We start from the raw sequence: 14,055 nt of genomic DNA, 5'->3' as shown, positions 1-14,055 counted from the left end.
TTTGTTCAGATCGCGCGGCTGTACGAGGTGGTTGACGGCGACAGGTATGCGTCGAACGCCGAGGCAACACTCCTGACCAGGAATTCGGCGCCCTCGGTGACAGCGAGACGATCGCCGAGCATCGTCACGGCTCCATCAGAGATCAATCGGTCGATCTGCGATTGGTTCAAAATGGCCGCACGGTGGTCACAACCGTGACGTCGCGAGATCTGCGGAAGATCGACGGCGAGATCGCACATGATCCGCTCGATGACGTCGGCCCGGAAGCGGTCGTCGCCGGTGAACGCGTAGCCCTTGGCGGTGGCGAGCCGGTCCTCGGCGATGCGCGCGAGATAGTCGCGCGTTGCGACGCCGTTCTGCACGAACCCTTGAGGCATCCGGCCGATCGCGCTGGCGCCGAGGCCGATCAGCGCCTCGGCCGCATCGTCGGTGTAGCCCTGGAAATTCCGGCGCAGCCGGCCTTCGCGCTTGGCCACGGCGAGATCGTCGCCGGGACGTGCGAAGTGATCGAAGCCGATCCGCACATAACCGGCGTCAACCAGGGCTTCCGCGATCGCTTCGGACTGCAGATGCCGCTCGGTGCTGTCGGGGAGGGCGTCCTCCGCGATTGCGCGCTGATGCTTCTTGAAGGATGGAACGTGCGCGTAGCCGAACACCGAGAAGCGGTCCGGACGGAGCTCGATGCACCTGGCGACGGTGCCGAGACAGGACTCCACCGTCTGGAAGGGCAAGCCGTAGAGCAGATCGAAGTTGAAACGGCGCACGCCGGCGCGGCGCAGCCGATCGACGGCGACAGCGGTCTGCTCGAAACTCTGCAGGCGGTTGATGGCGTGCTGCACGATGGGGTCGAAGCTCTGCACGCCGAGGCTCGCACGGTTGACGCCGCAGAAGCCCAGCGCTTCCGCCATCGGCTCGGTCAGGGTGCGCGGATCGATCTCGACGGCGATCTCGGCGTCGGGCAGCACGAAATAGCAATAGCGCAGCGCGCCGACGAGGTCGGCGAAGGTCTCCGGCGTCATGATGGTCGGCGTGCCGCCGCCGAAATGGATGTGCGAGATCGGCTGGCGATGGCCGATCGCCTCGGCGACGAGATGCGCCTCGCTGCGCAGGCCGGCGGCGTAGATCGCGATCGGATCGTCGCGCCTGGTCACTGAGGTGTGGCAACCGCAGTACCAGCACATCGACCGGCAGAATGGCACATGCAGATAGATCGAAGCCGGTTTTCGGGACGGGATCGACCTGAGCCAGCGCCGATAGTCGGCTTCGCCGATATCAGGCGCGAAGTGCGGAGCGGTGGGATAGCTGGTGTAGCGGGGCAGCCGATCCTGTCCGTATTGTCTTGCGAGGTCCGAGCGCATGTCCACCTTCCGTTTGCGGCAGACCTTGCCGGAAATCGCGGCCACGAACGTTGCGTCAGGTCAACCTTTGCTCAGGTTCGGCGCAGCAGCCTGGCGACGCTCCGCGGTTCCTGATCGCGCCTCACCGGTCCCGCTGATCGGCGGCTCCGGTTGACGCAGATCAACTGGCGAGGTCCGCGCCTCCGCTACAGTCACGGCTTGTAATGGCCAGTCCAGCTCCAGGCTGGACAGCGCGGCGCGAGACCGATCGATGCAAGATCAGACAGTTTGGGAAGGGATCGGCAATGCTCCGTTTGAGCGCGAACTCGAAATAGCAGTCATTGAACGGGGCCATGTTCATCAAGTCGTCTTCGCCTGCCGACGGGTCCCGAATGGCTGGGTGAAAGCCAAGACCAACGAACGGATCGCCGTCAACCCGACGCATTGGCGCCCCTGGAATTCAGCCCCCGGAGCGTGATTCCACCCGATGGCTCGCCCGTGACTTCCACTTGATGCTATGATTCCCTGGGACAGGCGGCGCGGCAGCCGGTTGCGGGTGCTTGGTCGATATGATGGGATGATGATGTCGCGGCACCTGTGGCTACGCTATGGACCGGCTCTGGCTGCGGCGACACTCGTCTTCTTGCTGCGTTACCTGCTGCATCAGTACTTCGAGGACCGCACCTTTACCGTGATCTATGTGCCGGTCGCGATCTTTGCGGCCTTTACCGGCGGTCTCGGTCCTGCCCTGTTTGCCACCGCGCTTTGCCTTGCAAGCAGCGGGTTCTTTCTGGGGCAGAGCCTGCTGACGAACCCGGCCAATCTGATCGACGTCTCGTTCTTCGCGATCCTGGGGCCGGTCCTTGGCGTCATCGGAGCGCGCCTGTTGCGCGAGTCCGATGCGTCGCGCCATCGCCAGGCGCAGTTGCAATCGATCCTCGACACTGTGCCGGAGGCGATGATCGTCATCGACGAGCGCGGGCTGATGCGCTCGTTCAGTGCTACCGCGGAGCGCCTGTTTGGCTGGCGGCCCGAGGAGGTGATCGGGAAGAATGTCTCGCTGCTGATGCCGGCTCCGTATCGCACGGAGCATGATTCCTACCTGCAGCGCTATCGAAAGACCGGAGAGCGGCGGATCATCGGGATCGGCCGTATTGTCGTCGGCGAGCGCAAGGACGGCTCGACGTTTCCGATGGAGCTGGCCGTCGGCGAGGCGCAGGTCGGTACCGAGCGGCTGTTCACGGGATTCGTGCGGGATCTGACCGAGCGGCGCACCCAGGAGCGGCGGATGCAGGAGCTGCAATCCGAGCTGATCCATGTCTCCCGGCTGACTGCGATGGGCGAGATGGCTTCCTCGCTGGCGCATGAACTGAACCAGCCGCTGGCCGCCATCACCAGCTATCTCCGCGGCGCCTCGACGCTGCTGAAGGCGGATGCCGGCAATCGCGCCCGCGTGCGCGAGGCGCTCGACAAGAGCGCGGACCAGGCGCTGCGCGCCGGCGACATCATCAAGCGGCTGCGCGAGTTCGTCGCCAAGGGCGAGACCCAGCACACGCTGGAAAATCCGGCGATCCTGCTCGAGGAGGCGGCCGCACTGGCACTGGTCGGCGCCAAGGAGCAGGGCGTTCGCGTCTCATTGCGCTGCGACCGTGAATTGCCTGATATCCTGGCCGACAAGATTCAGATCCAGCAGGTCGCGCTGAACCTGATCAGAAACGCGATCGAAGCCATGGAAACCTGCGCCCGCCGCGAGATCGACATTGCGGTCGGAAGACAGGGCGCATTCGCGCGCTTCTCGGTCGCCGACAGCGGAACGGGCATCGCACCCGAGATCGCCGAGCACCTGTTCCAGCCCTTTGTCACCAGCAAGGAAAATGGCATGGGGGTCGGGCTGTCGATCTGCCGCACCATCGTCGAGGCGCATGGCGGGCAGATCGCAGCCAAAGCCAATGATGGCGGCGGCACCATATTCGAGTTTACGCTGCCGTTTGCCGAACCGGAGAGTCCGACATGAGCGAGAAGCCGATCATTCACGTCGTTGACGACGACGCGGCGATGCGGGACTCGCTGGCCTTCCTGCTCGACGTCAACGGCTTCGAGGCGATCGTGCACGACTCGGCCGTAGCCTTTCTCAGGCAGCCGGAGACAGTGGAGGTCGCGTGTGTCGTGTCCGATATCAGGATGCCTGACATGAACGGCATCGAGCTGGTGCGCAAGCTGCGCGAACAGGGTTCGAGCTACCCGGTGATCCTGATCACCGGCCACGGCGATGTCGCGCTCGCGGTCGAGGCGATGAAGGCCGGCGCGGTGGATTTCATCGAGAAGCCATTTGACGATGCCGTGTTGCTGGGGGCCATCCGTGCGGCGCTGGAGGTGCGAGGCGCCGGCGCGGCCGATTCGACGGCGCGGAGCGAGGCGGCGGCTCTGCTGGCCGGCTTGTCGCCACGGGAGCTCGACGTGCTCAAGGGATTGGTTGCCGGCAAGATCAACAAGGTGATCGCGCACGATCTCGGCATCAGCCCGCGCACGGTGGAAGTCTATCGCGCCAATCTCATGGCGAAAACCGGCGCGCGCAGCATGTCCGAGCTGATGCGCATCGCGCTGACCTCGGGACTGTAGCCGCGCGGCGGTTTTGGGCTAGAACGGCCGCCTGCGTGGTCTGTCGATGCCGACCGGCGGGGCGGCTTCCGTCTGGAGGCGGCGGGCATGAAGCTGGCCCCAGGCCAGCATGGTCGCGAAGCCGGCAAACAGCGCGGACGCAATCACGACCAGGGAAATCGTCGACAGTGACATCGGTTTTTGATCCCGTTGGGTTTCCATCCCGTTGAAACGACTCGATCGTTTCAGGCCAGCATGATCCTCGCGTTGACGTGAATCAAGCACGGGCTTTCCCGGGGGCGTGACGCGGCGATTGCGTCAGATCAAGCACACGGGCGGCATTCCCTGACAAGGTCGACCTCAACTGCCGTCAACCCATGCGGATGACGGCGGAGGGGAACCAACATGATCCGCCTTCTGAGCGTACCGCTGATCCTGCTGCTGTTGACGGGCGTGGCAGTGGCCGGGACCGACGTGTCTGGCCTCGCCTTCATTCCTTCACTTGTCGTCGTGGGCCTGATCACAGGTTTCGCCGTGCTTGCCGCCGGCTGGGCCATTCACCGCGGTGTGGGCGGATCACGTGGTCCCTAGGGACGTTTCATAGAAAGGATCACGCCATGCCTTCCTTCGACGTTCGCTTCATCAAGACAGTTTGCGACGATACCGGCCACGAGCACCGCGCTTGCCAGGCGACGTTTACGCTCGATGCCGGCTCGTTGACCGAGGCCGCACAGCGCGCGGAGGCCGACTTCTGCCGGCAGAAGCATGTCCATGACTGGACCATCTTTGCCGACGCGATCGAGATCCGTTCGCCGACTGCGCTGATGCGGGCGTGGGGCGGGTAGCGCGCGCCGCACGGCCGGCCGCGATGCGGCCGGTCTGACCGTTCTCGACCATCCCAATGCTGCGAATTTGATGCGCGTCAAACGTCACGGGCCCGCGATGTGGTTGTGTCCGACATCGGGCATTGAAGGAAAGCTTGCGACATGACAAGTCCGTCTCCAGTTGCGAAATCCATGACGATCGGTGAAGCGGTGTTGGTGCCGTTGTTCGCCGCGACCGCGTTCCTGTGCCTGTTCGGCGCGGCCATGGGTCATGACACGGCCTACGTCTTCCACGCCTCGCTTGCGACGGTCGCGAGCCTCGCGGCGGCTTTCGTGATTCTCAATCATTATTACGACCGGCCGGCGCAGCTGCCGCCGCAGGAGATCAACGGCCGGCCGAACTATAATCTCGGCCCGATCAAGTTCTCGGCGTGGATGGCGGTGTTCTGGGGCATCGCCGGTTTCGCCGTCGGTTTGCTGATCGCCTCGCAACTGGCCTGGCCTGCGCTCAATTTCGACTTGCCCTGGACCAGCTTCGGCCGGCTGCGCCCGCTGCATACCTCGGCGGTGGTGTTTGCGTTCGGCGGCAATGTGCTGATCGCGACCTCGTTCTATGTGGTGCAGAAGACCTGCCGCACGCGGCTCGCGGGCGAGCTCGCGCCGTGGTTCGTGGTGGTCGGCTACAATTTCTTCATCCTGATCGCGGGCACCGGCTATCTGCTCGGCGTCACGCAGTCGAAGGAATATGCCGAGCCCGAATGGTACGCCGATCTCTGGCTCACCATCGTCTGGGTCACGTATCTCCTGGTGTTCCTGATGACGCTGGTGAAGCGGCAGGAGCCGCACATCTTCGTCGCCAACTGGTTCTATCTCGCCTTTATCGTCACCATCGCGGTGCTGCACCTCGGCAACAACCCGGCGCTTCCGGTGTCGCTGCTCGGCTCGAAATCCTACATCGCCTGGGGCGGTGTGCAGGATGCGATGTTCCAGTGGTGGTACGGCCACAACGCGGTCGGCTTCTTCCTGACCGCGGGCTTTCTCGCCATCATGTACTACTTCATCCCGAAGCGCGCCGAGCGGCCGGTCTATTCCTATCGGCTCTCCATCATCCACTTCTGGGCACTGATCTTCCTCTACATCTGGGCCGGCCCGCACCATCTGCACTACACGGCGCTGCCGGACTGGGCGCAGACCCTCGGCATGACCTTCTCGATCATGCTGTGGATGCCCTCATGGGGCGGCATGATCAACGGCCTGATGACGCTGTCGGGCGCGTGGGACAGGCTGCGCACCGATCCGGTGCTGCGCATGCTGGTCGTCTCGGTCGCCTTCTACGGCATGGCGACCTTCGAGGGACCGATGATGTCGATCAAGGTCGTCAACTCGCTCAGCCATTACACGGACTGGACCGTCGGCCACGTGCACTCCGGTGCGCTCGGCTGGGTCGGCTTCGTGTCGTTCGGTGCGCTGTACTGCCTGATCCCGTGGCTGTGGAATCGGCCGCTGTACAGCCTCAAGCTCGTCAACTGGCACTTCTGGATCTCTACCATCGGGATCGTGCTCTACATCTCCGCGATGTGGGTATCCGGCATCCTGCAGGGCCTGATGTGGCGCGCCTACACCTCGCTCGGCTTCCTCGAATACTCCTTCATCGAGTCCGTCGAGGCCATGCATCCCTTCTACATCATCCGCGCCGCCGGCGGCGCCCTGTTCCTGATCGGCGCGCTGATCATGACCTTCAATCTCTGGATGACGGTCAAAGCGCAATCCGCCGATCAAGCCCAAGGCGCCGGTCTGCTCCAGCCTGCCGAATAGGTCATCCCATGTCTCTCTGGAACCGTCACAAGATCTTTGAGAAGAACTCGATCATCCTGATCGCGGGCATTCTGGTGGTGATCGCGATCGGTGGCCTGGTCGAGATCGCGCCGCTGTTCTACCTCAAGAGCACGATCGAGAAGGTGGATGGCGTGCGGCCCTACACGCCGCTCGAGCTCGCCGGCCGCAACATCTACGTGCGCGAGGGCTGCTATCTCTGCCACTCGCAGATGATCCGCCCGCTGCGCGACGAGGTCGAGCGCTACGGTCATTATTCGCTGGCCGCGGAGAGCATGTACGACCACCCGTTCCAGTGGGGATCGAAGCGGACCGGTCCGGATCTGGCCCGCGTCGGCGCGAAATATTCCGATGAATGGCATGTCACGCATCTGATCGATCCGCGCGCCATCGTGCCGCAATCGGTGATGCCGGGTTATCCGTCGCTGGCCAACACCGAAGTCGACCAGATCGATATGGAAGCGCATCTGCGCACCAGCCGCGTGGTCGGCGTGCCCTACACGGACGACCAGATCAAGAATGCGGTGGCCGATCTGAAGGCGCAGGTCGACCCTGACAGCCCGAACCTCGAGGCGTTCCAGAAGCGCTATCCGAAGGCGGGGGTGCGCAACTTCGACGGCAAGGCCGGCAATCCGACCGAGCTCGACGCGCTCGTCGCCTACCTGCAGATGCTCGGGACGCTGGTTGATTTCAAGCTGTACGACGAAAAAGCCAATCTGCGCTGAGGAGTCCTTATCGATGAAAGCCATCATGACCATCGAGAATTTGGCGTCAAATCTCGTCGTCACGTTCTGGACGCCCGTGTTCGTCGGCATCTTCATAGCCATCGTGGTCTATGCGCTCCGGCCCCGCAACAAGGCGTTGTTCGATTCCGCGGCGCAGATGCCGCTGCGTGAGGACTGACAGACCATGACCGAACACGACGATATCGACAGCGTCTCGGGCCGCTCCACGACGGGGCATGAATGGGACGGCATCAAGGAGCTCAACACACCGCTGCCCCGCTGGTGGATACTGAGCTTCTACGCAACGATCTTGTGGGCGATCGGCTATTGGATCGTCTATCCGGCCTGGCCGCTGATCACCAGCAACACCACCGGCCTGTTCCATTATTCGACCCGCGCCAGCGTCGCCGAGGATCTCGCCGATCTCGAGAAACTGCGCGGTGAGAAGATGGCGGTGCTCGGCAACGCTTCGCTTGCCGAGATCGAGAAGGACCCGGCACTGCTGGCGCTGGCCCGCGCCCGCGGCAAGACGGTGTTCGCGGACAATTGCGCGCCGTGCCACGGCAGTGGTGGCGCCGGCGCCAAGGGTTATCCGAACCTCAACGACGACGAGTGGCTGTGGGGCGGATCGCTCGACCAGATCCTGCAGACCATCCAGTACGGCGCCCGCTCCGGTCACGCCAAGACACATGACAGCCAGATGCTGGCGTTCGGCCGCGATGGCATCCTCAAGAAGGGCGAGATCGTCACGGTTGCGAACTATGTTCGGTCGTTGTCGGGTCTGTCGACGGCGCCTGGTTTCGATGCCGCGGCCGGCAAGAAGCTATTCACCGACAACTGCACGAGCTGTCATGGCGAAAACGCCAAGGGCAACCAGGAGCTCGGCGCGCCTGATCTGACCGACCGGATCTGGCTCTATGGCTCCGATGAGGCGACGCTGATCGAGACCATCACCAATGGCCGCGCCGGTGTGATGCCGGCCTGGAGCGGTCGTCTCGATCCCGTCACGGTCAAGGCGCTTGCCGTCTACGTGCATTCGCTCGGCGGCGGAAAATAGCCGGAATAAGAAGTCCGCAGGTCGGTTGACGTGCGTCAACGTCGACCGACCACGACCGACGTAGTTTGAGTCATGGACCGCGAACCAGGCTCTGCCATGAACAAACTCGTATCGCCTGACGATCTTCTGATCGACGAGGATGGGCCACTCTATGTGGCCCACAAGAAGGTCTATCCGCAGAGCATTTCCGGCACGTTCCGCACCATCAAGTGGCGGCTGATGGCCGTCTGTCTCGGCATCTATTATCTGCTGCCGTTCGTACGCTGGAATCGCGGCCTCGGCGCGCCGGACCAGGCGGTGCTGATCGATTTCCCGAACCGGCGCTTCTATTTCTTCTTCATCGAGCTGTGGCCTCAGGAGATCTACTACTTCACCGGACTGCTGGTGCTGGCCGCGGTCACGCTGTTCCTGATGAACGCGCTGGGGGGACGGATCTGGTGCGGCTATCTCTGCCCGCAGACGGTCTGGACCGATCTGTTCTATGCGGTGGAGCGCTGGATCGAGGGTGATCGCCGCGAGCGGCTGAAGGCGGACGCCGGCCCGATGACGGCCGCCCGCGCCGCCAGGCGCGTGCTCAAGCACGCGATCTGGCTCATGATCGCCTGGTGGACCGGCGGCGCCTGGGTGCTCTATTTTGCCGACGCGCCGACACTGGTTCGTGATCTCGCGACATTCCAGGCGCCAGCGATCGCCTATATCTGGATCGGAATCCTCACGGCCTCGACCTATCTGCTGGCCGGCTACATGCGCGAGCAGGTCTGCGTCTACATGTGCCCGTGGCCGCGCATCCAGGCGGCGCTGACCGACGAGTGGGCGCTCAATGTCACCTACAAATACGACCGCGGCGAGCAGCGCTGCTCGCTGAAGAAATCGTTCGACCTGCGCGCGCTCGGCGAGAAGGTCGGCGATTGCATCGACTGTAATCAGTGCGTCGCGGTGTGCCCGACCGGCATCGATATCCGCGACGGCGCCCAGCTCGGCTGCATCCAGTGCGGCCTGTGCATCGACGCCTGCGATGCCGTGATGAAGAAAATCGGACGCGAGACCCGCCTGATCGGCTATGACAACGACATCAACGTGCAGCGCCGCATCGCCGGCAAGGGCGAGATCTTCAAGCCGGTGCGGCCGCGCACCATCGTCTACGCGTCATTCATCGCGGGGGTCTGCGCGGTGATGCTCTACGCGCTGATGTCGCGGACCTTGCTCGACATCAGCGTGCTGCACGATCGCAATCCCGTGGCGGTGAAGCTCAGCGATGGTGCGATCCGCAACGGCTACACGCTGCGTCTCCTCAACAAGCGTGGCTTCGACCGGGTGATCACGGTCGACATCGACGGCCCGACCAACGCATCGATCCATCTCGTCGGCGCCGATTCGGTGACGCCGGAACGGCCGATGATCGTGCTGCCGCGCGACACCACGACCGAGCTGCGCGTGCTGGTAACGGCGCCGGTGGACGAGAAGTCGGAGCGCTCGGTGCCGGTCCGCTTCCGTGTCACCGATATCGGCCTCGGCGAGGCCGCCTCCGCCACCGATCATTTCGTTTTGCCCTGAGTTCCTGCCCTGAGGGAAGTGCTGTGATGTCCACATCTGCCAAGACCATCCGTCCGCTCACCGGTCGCTTCGTGCTGTTCGCGCTGATCGGCTTCTTTGCAATCGTGATGGGCGCCAACGGCATCATGATGCGCTTTGCCATCAGCACGCTGCCGGGCACCGAGGTCGACAGCGCCTACAGCGCGAGCCTCGCCTATCAGCGCGAGATCGCTGCCGCACAGCAGCAGAATGCGAGGCGCTGGCAAGTCGACGCCCATATCGAACGCGGCACGGATGGCGCGGCATCGCTCGACATAAGCGCGCGCGATCGCGACGGCACCGCGCTCACCGGCTTGACGTTCACGGGGAGGCTCGAGCGGCCCACCGACCGGCGCGGCGATCGCGTCTTCGAGGTCACTGAGCGAAGCGGCGGCAATTATCGCGGCAGCACGCAGGGCATCGCTTCCGGACAGTGGGATCTGGTGATCGAGGGTGATTCCGGCGGCCAGCGTCTGTTCCTGTCCAAGAACCGCGTCGTCCTGAACTGAACGGTCCCGCCATGTCCACGGCTCTCGACCTCTCGCATTACCTGAAGCCCGCCGGCGACGACCGGCTGCATCTCGATCTCGCGGTCGAAGGCATCAGCTGCGCCGGCTGCATGGCCAAGATCGAGCGCAATCTTGCCAAGATTCCCGACGTGACGTCGGCGCGCGTCAACCTGACCGACCGCCGGCTCGCGCTGGAATGGAAGGCCGGCGCGCTCGATCCGGCGCTGTTCGTCGATCGGCTTGCCGAGCTCGGCTACAAGGCCTATCCGTTCGAGCGCGCGCAGGCCGAAACCGTCGAGGCCGACCGGGCGAGCGCATTGCTGCGCCGGCTCGGCGTCGCCGCCTTTGCGGCGATGAATGTCATGATGCTCTCGATCCCGGTCTGGTCGGGCAATGTCAGCGACATGCTGCCGGAGCAGCGCGACTTCTTCCACTGGCTGTCGGCGCTGATTGTGCTGCCGGCAGCGGCCTATTCGGCGCAGCCGTTCTTTGCCTCGGCGTATTCAGCGTTGCGCGCCCGTGGCGTCAACATGGACGTGCCGATCAGCATCGGCATTTTTCTCGCGCTCGCGACTTCGATCGTCGAGACTGCCAACCACGCCGACCACGCCTATTTCGACGCCGCGATCATGCTGATCGCCTTCCTGCTGGCCGGCCGCTATCTCGACCAGAACATGCGTCGCCGCACCCGTGCTTTCGCCGGCAATCTGGCGGCTCTGAAGGCGGAGACAGCGACCAAATTCGTCAGCGAGCACGAAATCCGCACCGTGCCCGCCGCCACGATCCGACCCGGCGATATCGTGCTGCTACGTCCGGGCGAACGCTCGGCGGTCGACGGCAACGTGATCGAGGGACGTTCCGAGATCGATCAGAGCCTGATCACCGGCGAGACGCTGCCTGTCGTCGCCGAGCCCGGCACCGCGGTGTTCGCGGGATCGCTGGTGCGCTCGGGCACGCTGCGGGTCCGCGCCGCGGCGGCGTCGGAAGAGACGCTACTGGCGGAAATCTCCCGCCTGCTCGAGAACGCGTTGCAGTCGCGCTCCCATTATCTGAAGCTCGCCGAGCGGGCGTCGCGGCTGTACGCGCCGGTCGTGCATGCCACCGCGTTCCTGACCATGCTGGGCTGGCTCGCCTATGGCGCGAGCTTCCACGATTCGATCGTCACCGCGATCGCGGTGCTGATCATCACCTGTCCCTGCGCGCTCGGCCTGGCGATTCCGGCCGTGCAGACCGTGGCGTCGGGTGCGCTGTTCGGCTCCGGCGTGCTGCTCAATGCGGGTGATGCCATCGAGCGCATCGCACAGGTCGATCGCGTGATCTTCGACAAGACCGGCACGCTGACGCTGCCGGAGCTCGACGTCGCCAATCTCGCCAGCATTCCTGCCGATATCGTGACCCTCGCCGGGCGCCTCGCATTGTCGAGCCGGCATCCCGTCGCGGCAGCGGTCGCGCGCGCCGCCGGCGCCAATGCGCCGCTGCCGGGAATCGAGGAAGAGCCGGGGCAGGGCGTGCGCGGTACGTTCAATGGACGGGAGATCCGCCTCGGTCGTCCGTCCTATTGCGGTGCCGAGGCCCTAGCCGCGGACATTCTGTCGCGCGATCCCGAAGCGTCCGTCGCCGCGTTCCGCCATGGCGATGTCATTCACGTCTTTGCGGTGCGCCAGCGCCTGCGCCCCGATGCCGCCGCCGTCATCGCATCGCTGCAGCGGCAGGGCATTGCCATCGAGATCGTGTCCGGCGACCGTGAGGCCGCGGTGCGGAGCGCGGCGCAGACGCTGGGCATCCGCGAGTGGCGCGCCGAGGTCTCACCGGTCGACAAGATCGCTCGGATCGAGGCGCTGGCGCGGCAAGGTTCCAAAGTGCTGATGGTCGGCGACGGCCTCAATGACGCCCCGGCGCTTGCCGCCGCCCATGCGTCGATGTCGCCGGTGAGCGCTACCCATATGAGCCAGGCGGTCGCGGATGCCGTGTTCCTCGGCGAGCGGCTCGAGCCGGTGGCGACGGCGATCGAGATCTCGCGCAAGGCGTTGCGGCTGATGAAGCAGAATCTGTGGCTGGCGGTGGTCTACAACGTCCTGGCCGTTCCGATTGCGATCGCGGGCCTCGTGACGCCGCTGATCGCCGCCGCCGCGATGTCGGGATCGTCGCTGCTGGTGATGCTCAATGCGCTGCGTGCGCGCCGTGTGCGGGAGGTCAGGTGATGGAAGTGCTGGTGTATCTGGTGCCGCTCGCGCTCGTTCTCGGCTTCCTCGGTCTGCTGGGCTTCCTGTGGTCGCTCCGCAGCGGCCAATACGACGATCTCGACGGCGCAGCATGGCGGGCGATCGCCGACGACGAGCCGGCGGAAGGCGCGTCGAAATCGTAGGCCTAGCAGCAGCAGGCCGGTATGATATCGGGCTGCCAGCGGCGCCAATGCGTGGCGGTGACGGTGGCCGGCGTCATCGTCGTCGCGTCCAGCCATTCGCCGTCGTGGCGGCAATAGGGGCAATCGAGCGCCGTCACATCGCCGTCGATGACCGCGAGCTCGATCGTGCAATTGCACGGCGCTGTCGCAATATCTTGCCAGGTGTGGCCGTTGAGCCTCGCGAGCAGGGACCATAGACGTTGCATGATGTCGATCTGCCTCACATTGTCGGGCAGAGTTTGCCGAATTCGACCGAAAATCGCGTTGATTTGGCGCAAAGGGCCAGGTTTTCGCGGGGCAGGGGTGGATCGATACCGTAGGGCTACCGGAGCCCGCGCGGCCGTCCCCCCGGCGGCTACGGGATTATACTTAGGGGAAATATCCAAATTTCGTGCGTGGTGGAAATCGGCGAGTTTTGGCGCAGATCAAACGCCGGAGTTCACGCCATGCTCGCCACCTCTGCTCCCCTTGCTCCCGCCTACGGACGTACCTCTGCTCCCGTTCGCTCGATCGCGCTGCCCAAGGGGCCGCTGGCGATGATCGGCGCGCCGATGCGGTTTGCCCGCAATGAGGAGATCTACGGCGAGGACGAGCCTGCCGATTACCTCTATCAGGTGATCACGGGCACGGTCCGCACTTTCAAGATGCTCGACGACGGCCGCCGCCAGATCAGTGGCTTCTACCTGCCGGGCGACATCTTCGGCGTCGAGGCCGGTGACGTGCATTGCGCGTCGGCGGAAGCCGTCTCCGACGCCCAGGTCGTCGTTGCCAAGCGCTCCGCGGTGCTGGCGCGGGCCGAGCACGAGACCGATCTCGCCCGCCAGCTCTGGTCGCTGACCACCCGTGAATTGCAGCGCGTCCAGCAGCACGCATTGATCCTGATCAAGAGCGCAGAACAGCGCGTCGCCGGCTTCCTGCTCGAAATGGCGACCCGTAACGCGCGCACCTCGTCCGTCGACCTGACGATGTCCCGCCAGGATATCGCCGACTATCTCGGCCTGACGATCGAGACGGTGTCGCGGACCTTCACCCAGTTCGTGCAATCGGGCACGATTGCGCTGCAGACCTCCCGCCGCGTCGATCTGCGCAACCGCGCGGAGCTCGCCCGACTGAACGCGTGAAGCTTCTCTTCAGGCGAACCGTTGGCCACCCGAATGAGATACGGCGCGGCCTCCACAAACTCGTCATGCCCGGGC

General features: G+C 64.5%; 17 protein-coding genes. 14 read left to right on the top strand and 3 right to left on the bottom strand.

Going from position 1 to position 14,055, the window contains the following annotated elements; all coding sequences use genetic code 11:
* Nucleotides 1-5: 5 nt before the first annotated feature.
* Nucleotides 6-1,358, bottom strand: coding sequence for an oxygen-independent coproporphyrinogen III oxidase (gene hemN / locus JQ604_RS09380; RefSeq protein ID WP_212355759.1), 1,353 nt, complete (start codon nt 1,356-1,358; stop codon nt 6-8).
* A 250-nt stretch (nt 1,359-1,608) separates the two neighbouring features.
* Here hemN and JQ604_RS09375 point away from each other — a divergent pair, with 250 nt between their 5' ends.
* From JQ604_RS09375 to fixJ, 3 genes are all read left to right on the top strand, one after another.
* Nucleotides 1,609-1,815, top strand: a complete 207-nt coding sequence (locus tag JQ604_RS09375; RefSeq protein WP_212355757.1) for a hypothetical protein — start codon at nt 1,609-1,611, stop codon at nt 1,813-1,815.
* Between the two features lie 105 nt (nt 1,816-1,920).
* Complete coding sequence (locus JQ604_RS09370) at nt 1,921-3,351, top strand: PAS domain S-box protein (RefSeq protein WP_212355949.1); 1,431 nt, start codon at nt 1,921-1,923, stop codon at nt 3,349-3,351.
* Nucleotides 3,348-3,956 (top strand): response regulator FixJ, encoded by a 609-nt coding sequence (gene fixJ, locus JQ604_RS09365; RefSeq protein WP_212355754.1) that lies wholly within the window; start codon nt 3,348-3,350, stop codon nt 3,954-3,956. The genes JQ604_RS09370 and fixJ overlap by 4 nt, the downstream gene beginning before the upstream one ends.
* A gap of 18 nt (nt 3,957-3,974) precedes the next feature.
* On the opposite strand, the gene JQ604_RS09360 is transcribed toward fixJ, so the two are convergent.
* Nucleotides 3,975-4,130, bottom strand: coding sequence for a hypothetical protein (locus JQ604_RS09360; RefSeq protein ID WP_212355752.1), 156 nt, complete (start codon nt 4,128-4,130; stop codon nt 3,975-3,977).
* 210 nt (nt 4,131-4,340) lie between these two features.
* Between JQ604_RS09360 and JQ604_RS09355 the strand changes: the two genes are divergently transcribed.
* From JQ604_RS09355 to ccoS, 10 genes are all read left to right on the top strand, one after another.
* Nucleotides 4,341-4,526, top strand: coding sequence for a hypothetical protein (locus JQ604_RS09355; protein WP_212355750.1), 186 nt, complete (start codon nt 4,341-4,343; stop codon nt 4,524-4,526).
* A 26-nt stretch (nt 4,527-4,552) separates the two neighbouring features.
* The gene (locus tag JQ604_RS09350; RefSeq protein WP_212355749.1) at nt 4,553-4,780 is read left to right on the top strand and encodes a hypothetical protein; all 228 of its coding nucleotides are present in this window, start codon (nt 4,553-4,555) and stop codon (nt 4,778-4,780) included.
* Nucleotides 4,781-4,951: 171 nt separating this feature from the next.
* Complete coding sequence (gene ccoN, locus JQ604_RS09345; protein WP_249158146.1) at nt 4,952-6,574, top strand: cytochrome-c oxidase, cbb3-type subunit I; 1,623 nt, start codon at nt 4,952-4,954, stop codon at nt 6,572-6,574.
* 8 nt (nt 6,575-6,582) lie between these two features.
* Nucleotides 6,583-7,317, top strand: a complete 735-nt coding sequence (gene ccoO / locus JQ604_RS09340) for a cytochrome-c oxidase, cbb3-type subunit II (RefSeq protein WP_212355745.1) — start codon at nt 6,583-6,585, stop codon at nt 7,315-7,317.
* 13 nt (nt 7,318-7,330) lie between these two features.
* On the top strand, nt 7,331-7,495 hold the full coding sequence (locus JQ604_RS09335; RefSeq protein WP_212355743.1) for a cbb3-type cytochrome c oxidase subunit 3: 165 nt from the start codon (nt 7,331-7,333) through the stop codon (nt 7,493-7,495).
* Between the two features lie 6 nt (nt 7,496-7,501).
* Nucleotides 7,502-8,374, top strand: coding sequence for a cytochrome-c oxidase, cbb3-type subunit III (ccoP, locus tag JQ604_RS09330; RefSeq protein WP_212355741.1), 873 nt, complete (start codon nt 7,502-7,504; stop codon nt 8,372-8,374).
* A 96-nt stretch (nt 8,375-8,470) separates the two neighbouring features.
* Nucleotides 8,471-9,928 (top strand): cytochrome c oxidase accessory protein CcoG, encoded by a 1,458-nt coding sequence (gene ccoG, locus JQ604_RS09325; protein WP_212355739.1) that lies wholly within the window; start codon nt 8,471-8,473, stop codon nt 9,926-9,928.
* Between the two features lie 26 nt (nt 9,929-9,954).
* Nucleotides 9,955-10,455: a FixH family protein gene (locus tag JQ604_RS09320; RefSeq protein ID WP_212355737.1), complete on the top strand. Its 501-nt coding sequence runs from the start codon at nt 9,955-9,957 to the stop codon at nt 10,453-10,455.
* 11 nt (nt 10,456-10,466) lie between these two features.
* Nucleotides 10,467-12,656 carry a heavy metal translocating P-type ATPase gene (locus JQ604_RS09315; protein WP_212355735.1) on the top strand — a complete coding sequence of 730 codons (2,190 nt, stop codon included), beginning with the start codon at nt 10,467-10,469 and terminating at the stop codon, nt 12,654-12,656.
* A complete protein-coding gene (gene ccoS / locus JQ604_RS09310; protein WP_212355733.1) occupies nt 12,656-12,820 on the top strand; it encodes a cbb3-type cytochrome oxidase assembly protein CcoS in 165 nt (54 codons plus the stop codon). Before JQ604_RS09315 ends, ccoS begins: the two co-directional genes overlap by 1 nt.
* A gap of 2 nt (nt 12,821-12,822) precedes the next feature.
* On the opposite strand, the gene JQ604_RS09305 is transcribed toward ccoS, so the two are convergent.
* Nucleotides 12,823-13,065 carry a hypothetical protein gene (locus tag JQ604_RS09305; RefSeq protein WP_249158145.1) on the bottom strand — a complete coding sequence of 81 codons (243 nt, stop codon included), beginning with the start codon at nt 13,063-13,065 and terminating at the stop codon, nt 12,823-12,825.
* A gap of 240 nt (nt 13,066-13,305) precedes the next feature.
* On the opposite strand from JQ604_RS09305, the gene JQ604_RS09300 reads away from it, so the two are divergent.
* Entirely contained in the window at nt 13,306-13,980 is a 675-nt protein-coding gene (locus JQ604_RS09300) for a helix-turn-helix domain-containing protein (protein ID WP_249158144.1), read from the top strand.
* The last annotated feature ends 75 nt before the right edge of the window (nt 13,981-14,055 follow it).

The organism is Bradyrhizobium jicamae, assembly GCF_018130695.1.
GTDB classification, from domain to species: domain Bacteria; phylum Pseudomonadota; class Alphaproteobacteria; order Rhizobiales; family Xanthobacteraceae; genus Bradyrhizobium; species Bradyrhizobium jicamae_B.
Note: the sequence above shows the minus strand (reverse complement) of the source record. Positions and strands in the feature narration are given on the sequence as shown.

Excerpts from the sequence above, each read along its gene's own strand:
- JQ604_RS09360 (WP_212355752.1), bottom strand. The coding sequence starts at position 4,130 with ATGTCACTGTCGACGATTTCCCTGGTCGTGATTGCGTCCGCGCTGTTT.
- JQ604_RS09335 (WP_212355743.1), top strand. The coding sequence starts at position 7,331 with ATGAAAGCCATCATGACCATCGAGAATTTGGCGTCAAATCTCGTCGTC.
- ccoS (WP_212355733.1), top strand. The coding sequence starts at position 12,656 with ATGGAAGTGCTGGTGTATCTGGTGCCGCTCGCGCTCGTTCTCGGCTTC.
- JQ604_RS09320 (WP_212355737.1), top strand. The coding sequence starts at position 9,955 with ATGTCCACATCTGCCAAGACCATCCGTCCGCTCACCGGTCGCTTCGTG.
- ccoN (WP_249158146.1), top strand. The coding sequence starts at position 4,952 with ATGACGATCGGTGAAGCGGTGTTGGTGCCGTTGTTCGCCGCGACCGCG.
- JQ604_RS09300 (WP_249158144.1), top strand. The coding sequence starts at position 13,306 with ATGCTCGCCACCTCTGCTCCCCTTGCTCCCGCCTACGGACGTACCTCT.
- JQ604_RS09375 (WP_212355757.1), top strand. The coding sequence starts at position 1,609 with ATGCAAGATCAGACAGTTTGGGAAGGGATCGGCAATGCTCCGTTTGAG.
- JQ604_RS09305 (WP_249158145.1), bottom strand. The coding sequence starts at position 13,065 with ATGCAACGTCTATGGTCCCTGCTCGCGAGGCTCAACGGCCACACCTGG.
- JQ604_RS09350 (WP_212355749.1), top strand. The coding sequence starts at position 4,553 with ATGCCTTCCTTCGACGTTCGCTTCATCAAGACAGTTTGCGACGATACC.
- ccoG (WP_212355739.1), top strand. The coding sequence starts at position 8,471 with ATGAACAAACTCGTATCGCCTGACGATCTTCTGATCGACGAGGATGGG.
- fixJ (WP_212355754.1), top strand. The coding sequence starts at position 3,348 with ATGAGCGAGAAGCCGATCATTCACGTCGTTGACGACGACGCGGCGATG.
- JQ604_RS09355 (WP_212355750.1), top strand. The coding sequence starts at position 4,341 with ATGATCCGCCTTCTGAGCGTACCGCTGATCCTGCTGCTGTTGACGGGC.
- JQ604_RS09370 (WP_212355949.1), top strand. The coding sequence starts at position 1,921 with ATGTCGCGGCACCTGTGGCTACGCTATGGACCGGCTCTGGCTGCGGCG.
- JQ604_RS09315 (WP_212355735.1), top strand. The coding sequence starts at position 10,467 with ATGTCCACGGCTCTCGACCTCTCGCATTACCTGAAGCCCGCCGGCGAC.
- ccoP (WP_212355741.1), top strand. The coding sequence starts at position 7,502 with ATGACCGAACACGACGATATCGACAGCGTCTCGGGCCGCTCCACGACG.
- hemN (WP_212355759.1), bottom strand. The coding sequence starts at position 1,358 with ATGCGCTCGGACCTCGCAAGACAATACGGACAGGATCGGCTGCCCCGC.
- ccoO (WP_212355745.1), top strand. The coding sequence starts at position 6,583 with ATGTCTCTCTGGAACCGTCACAAGATCTTTGAGAAGAACTCGATCATC.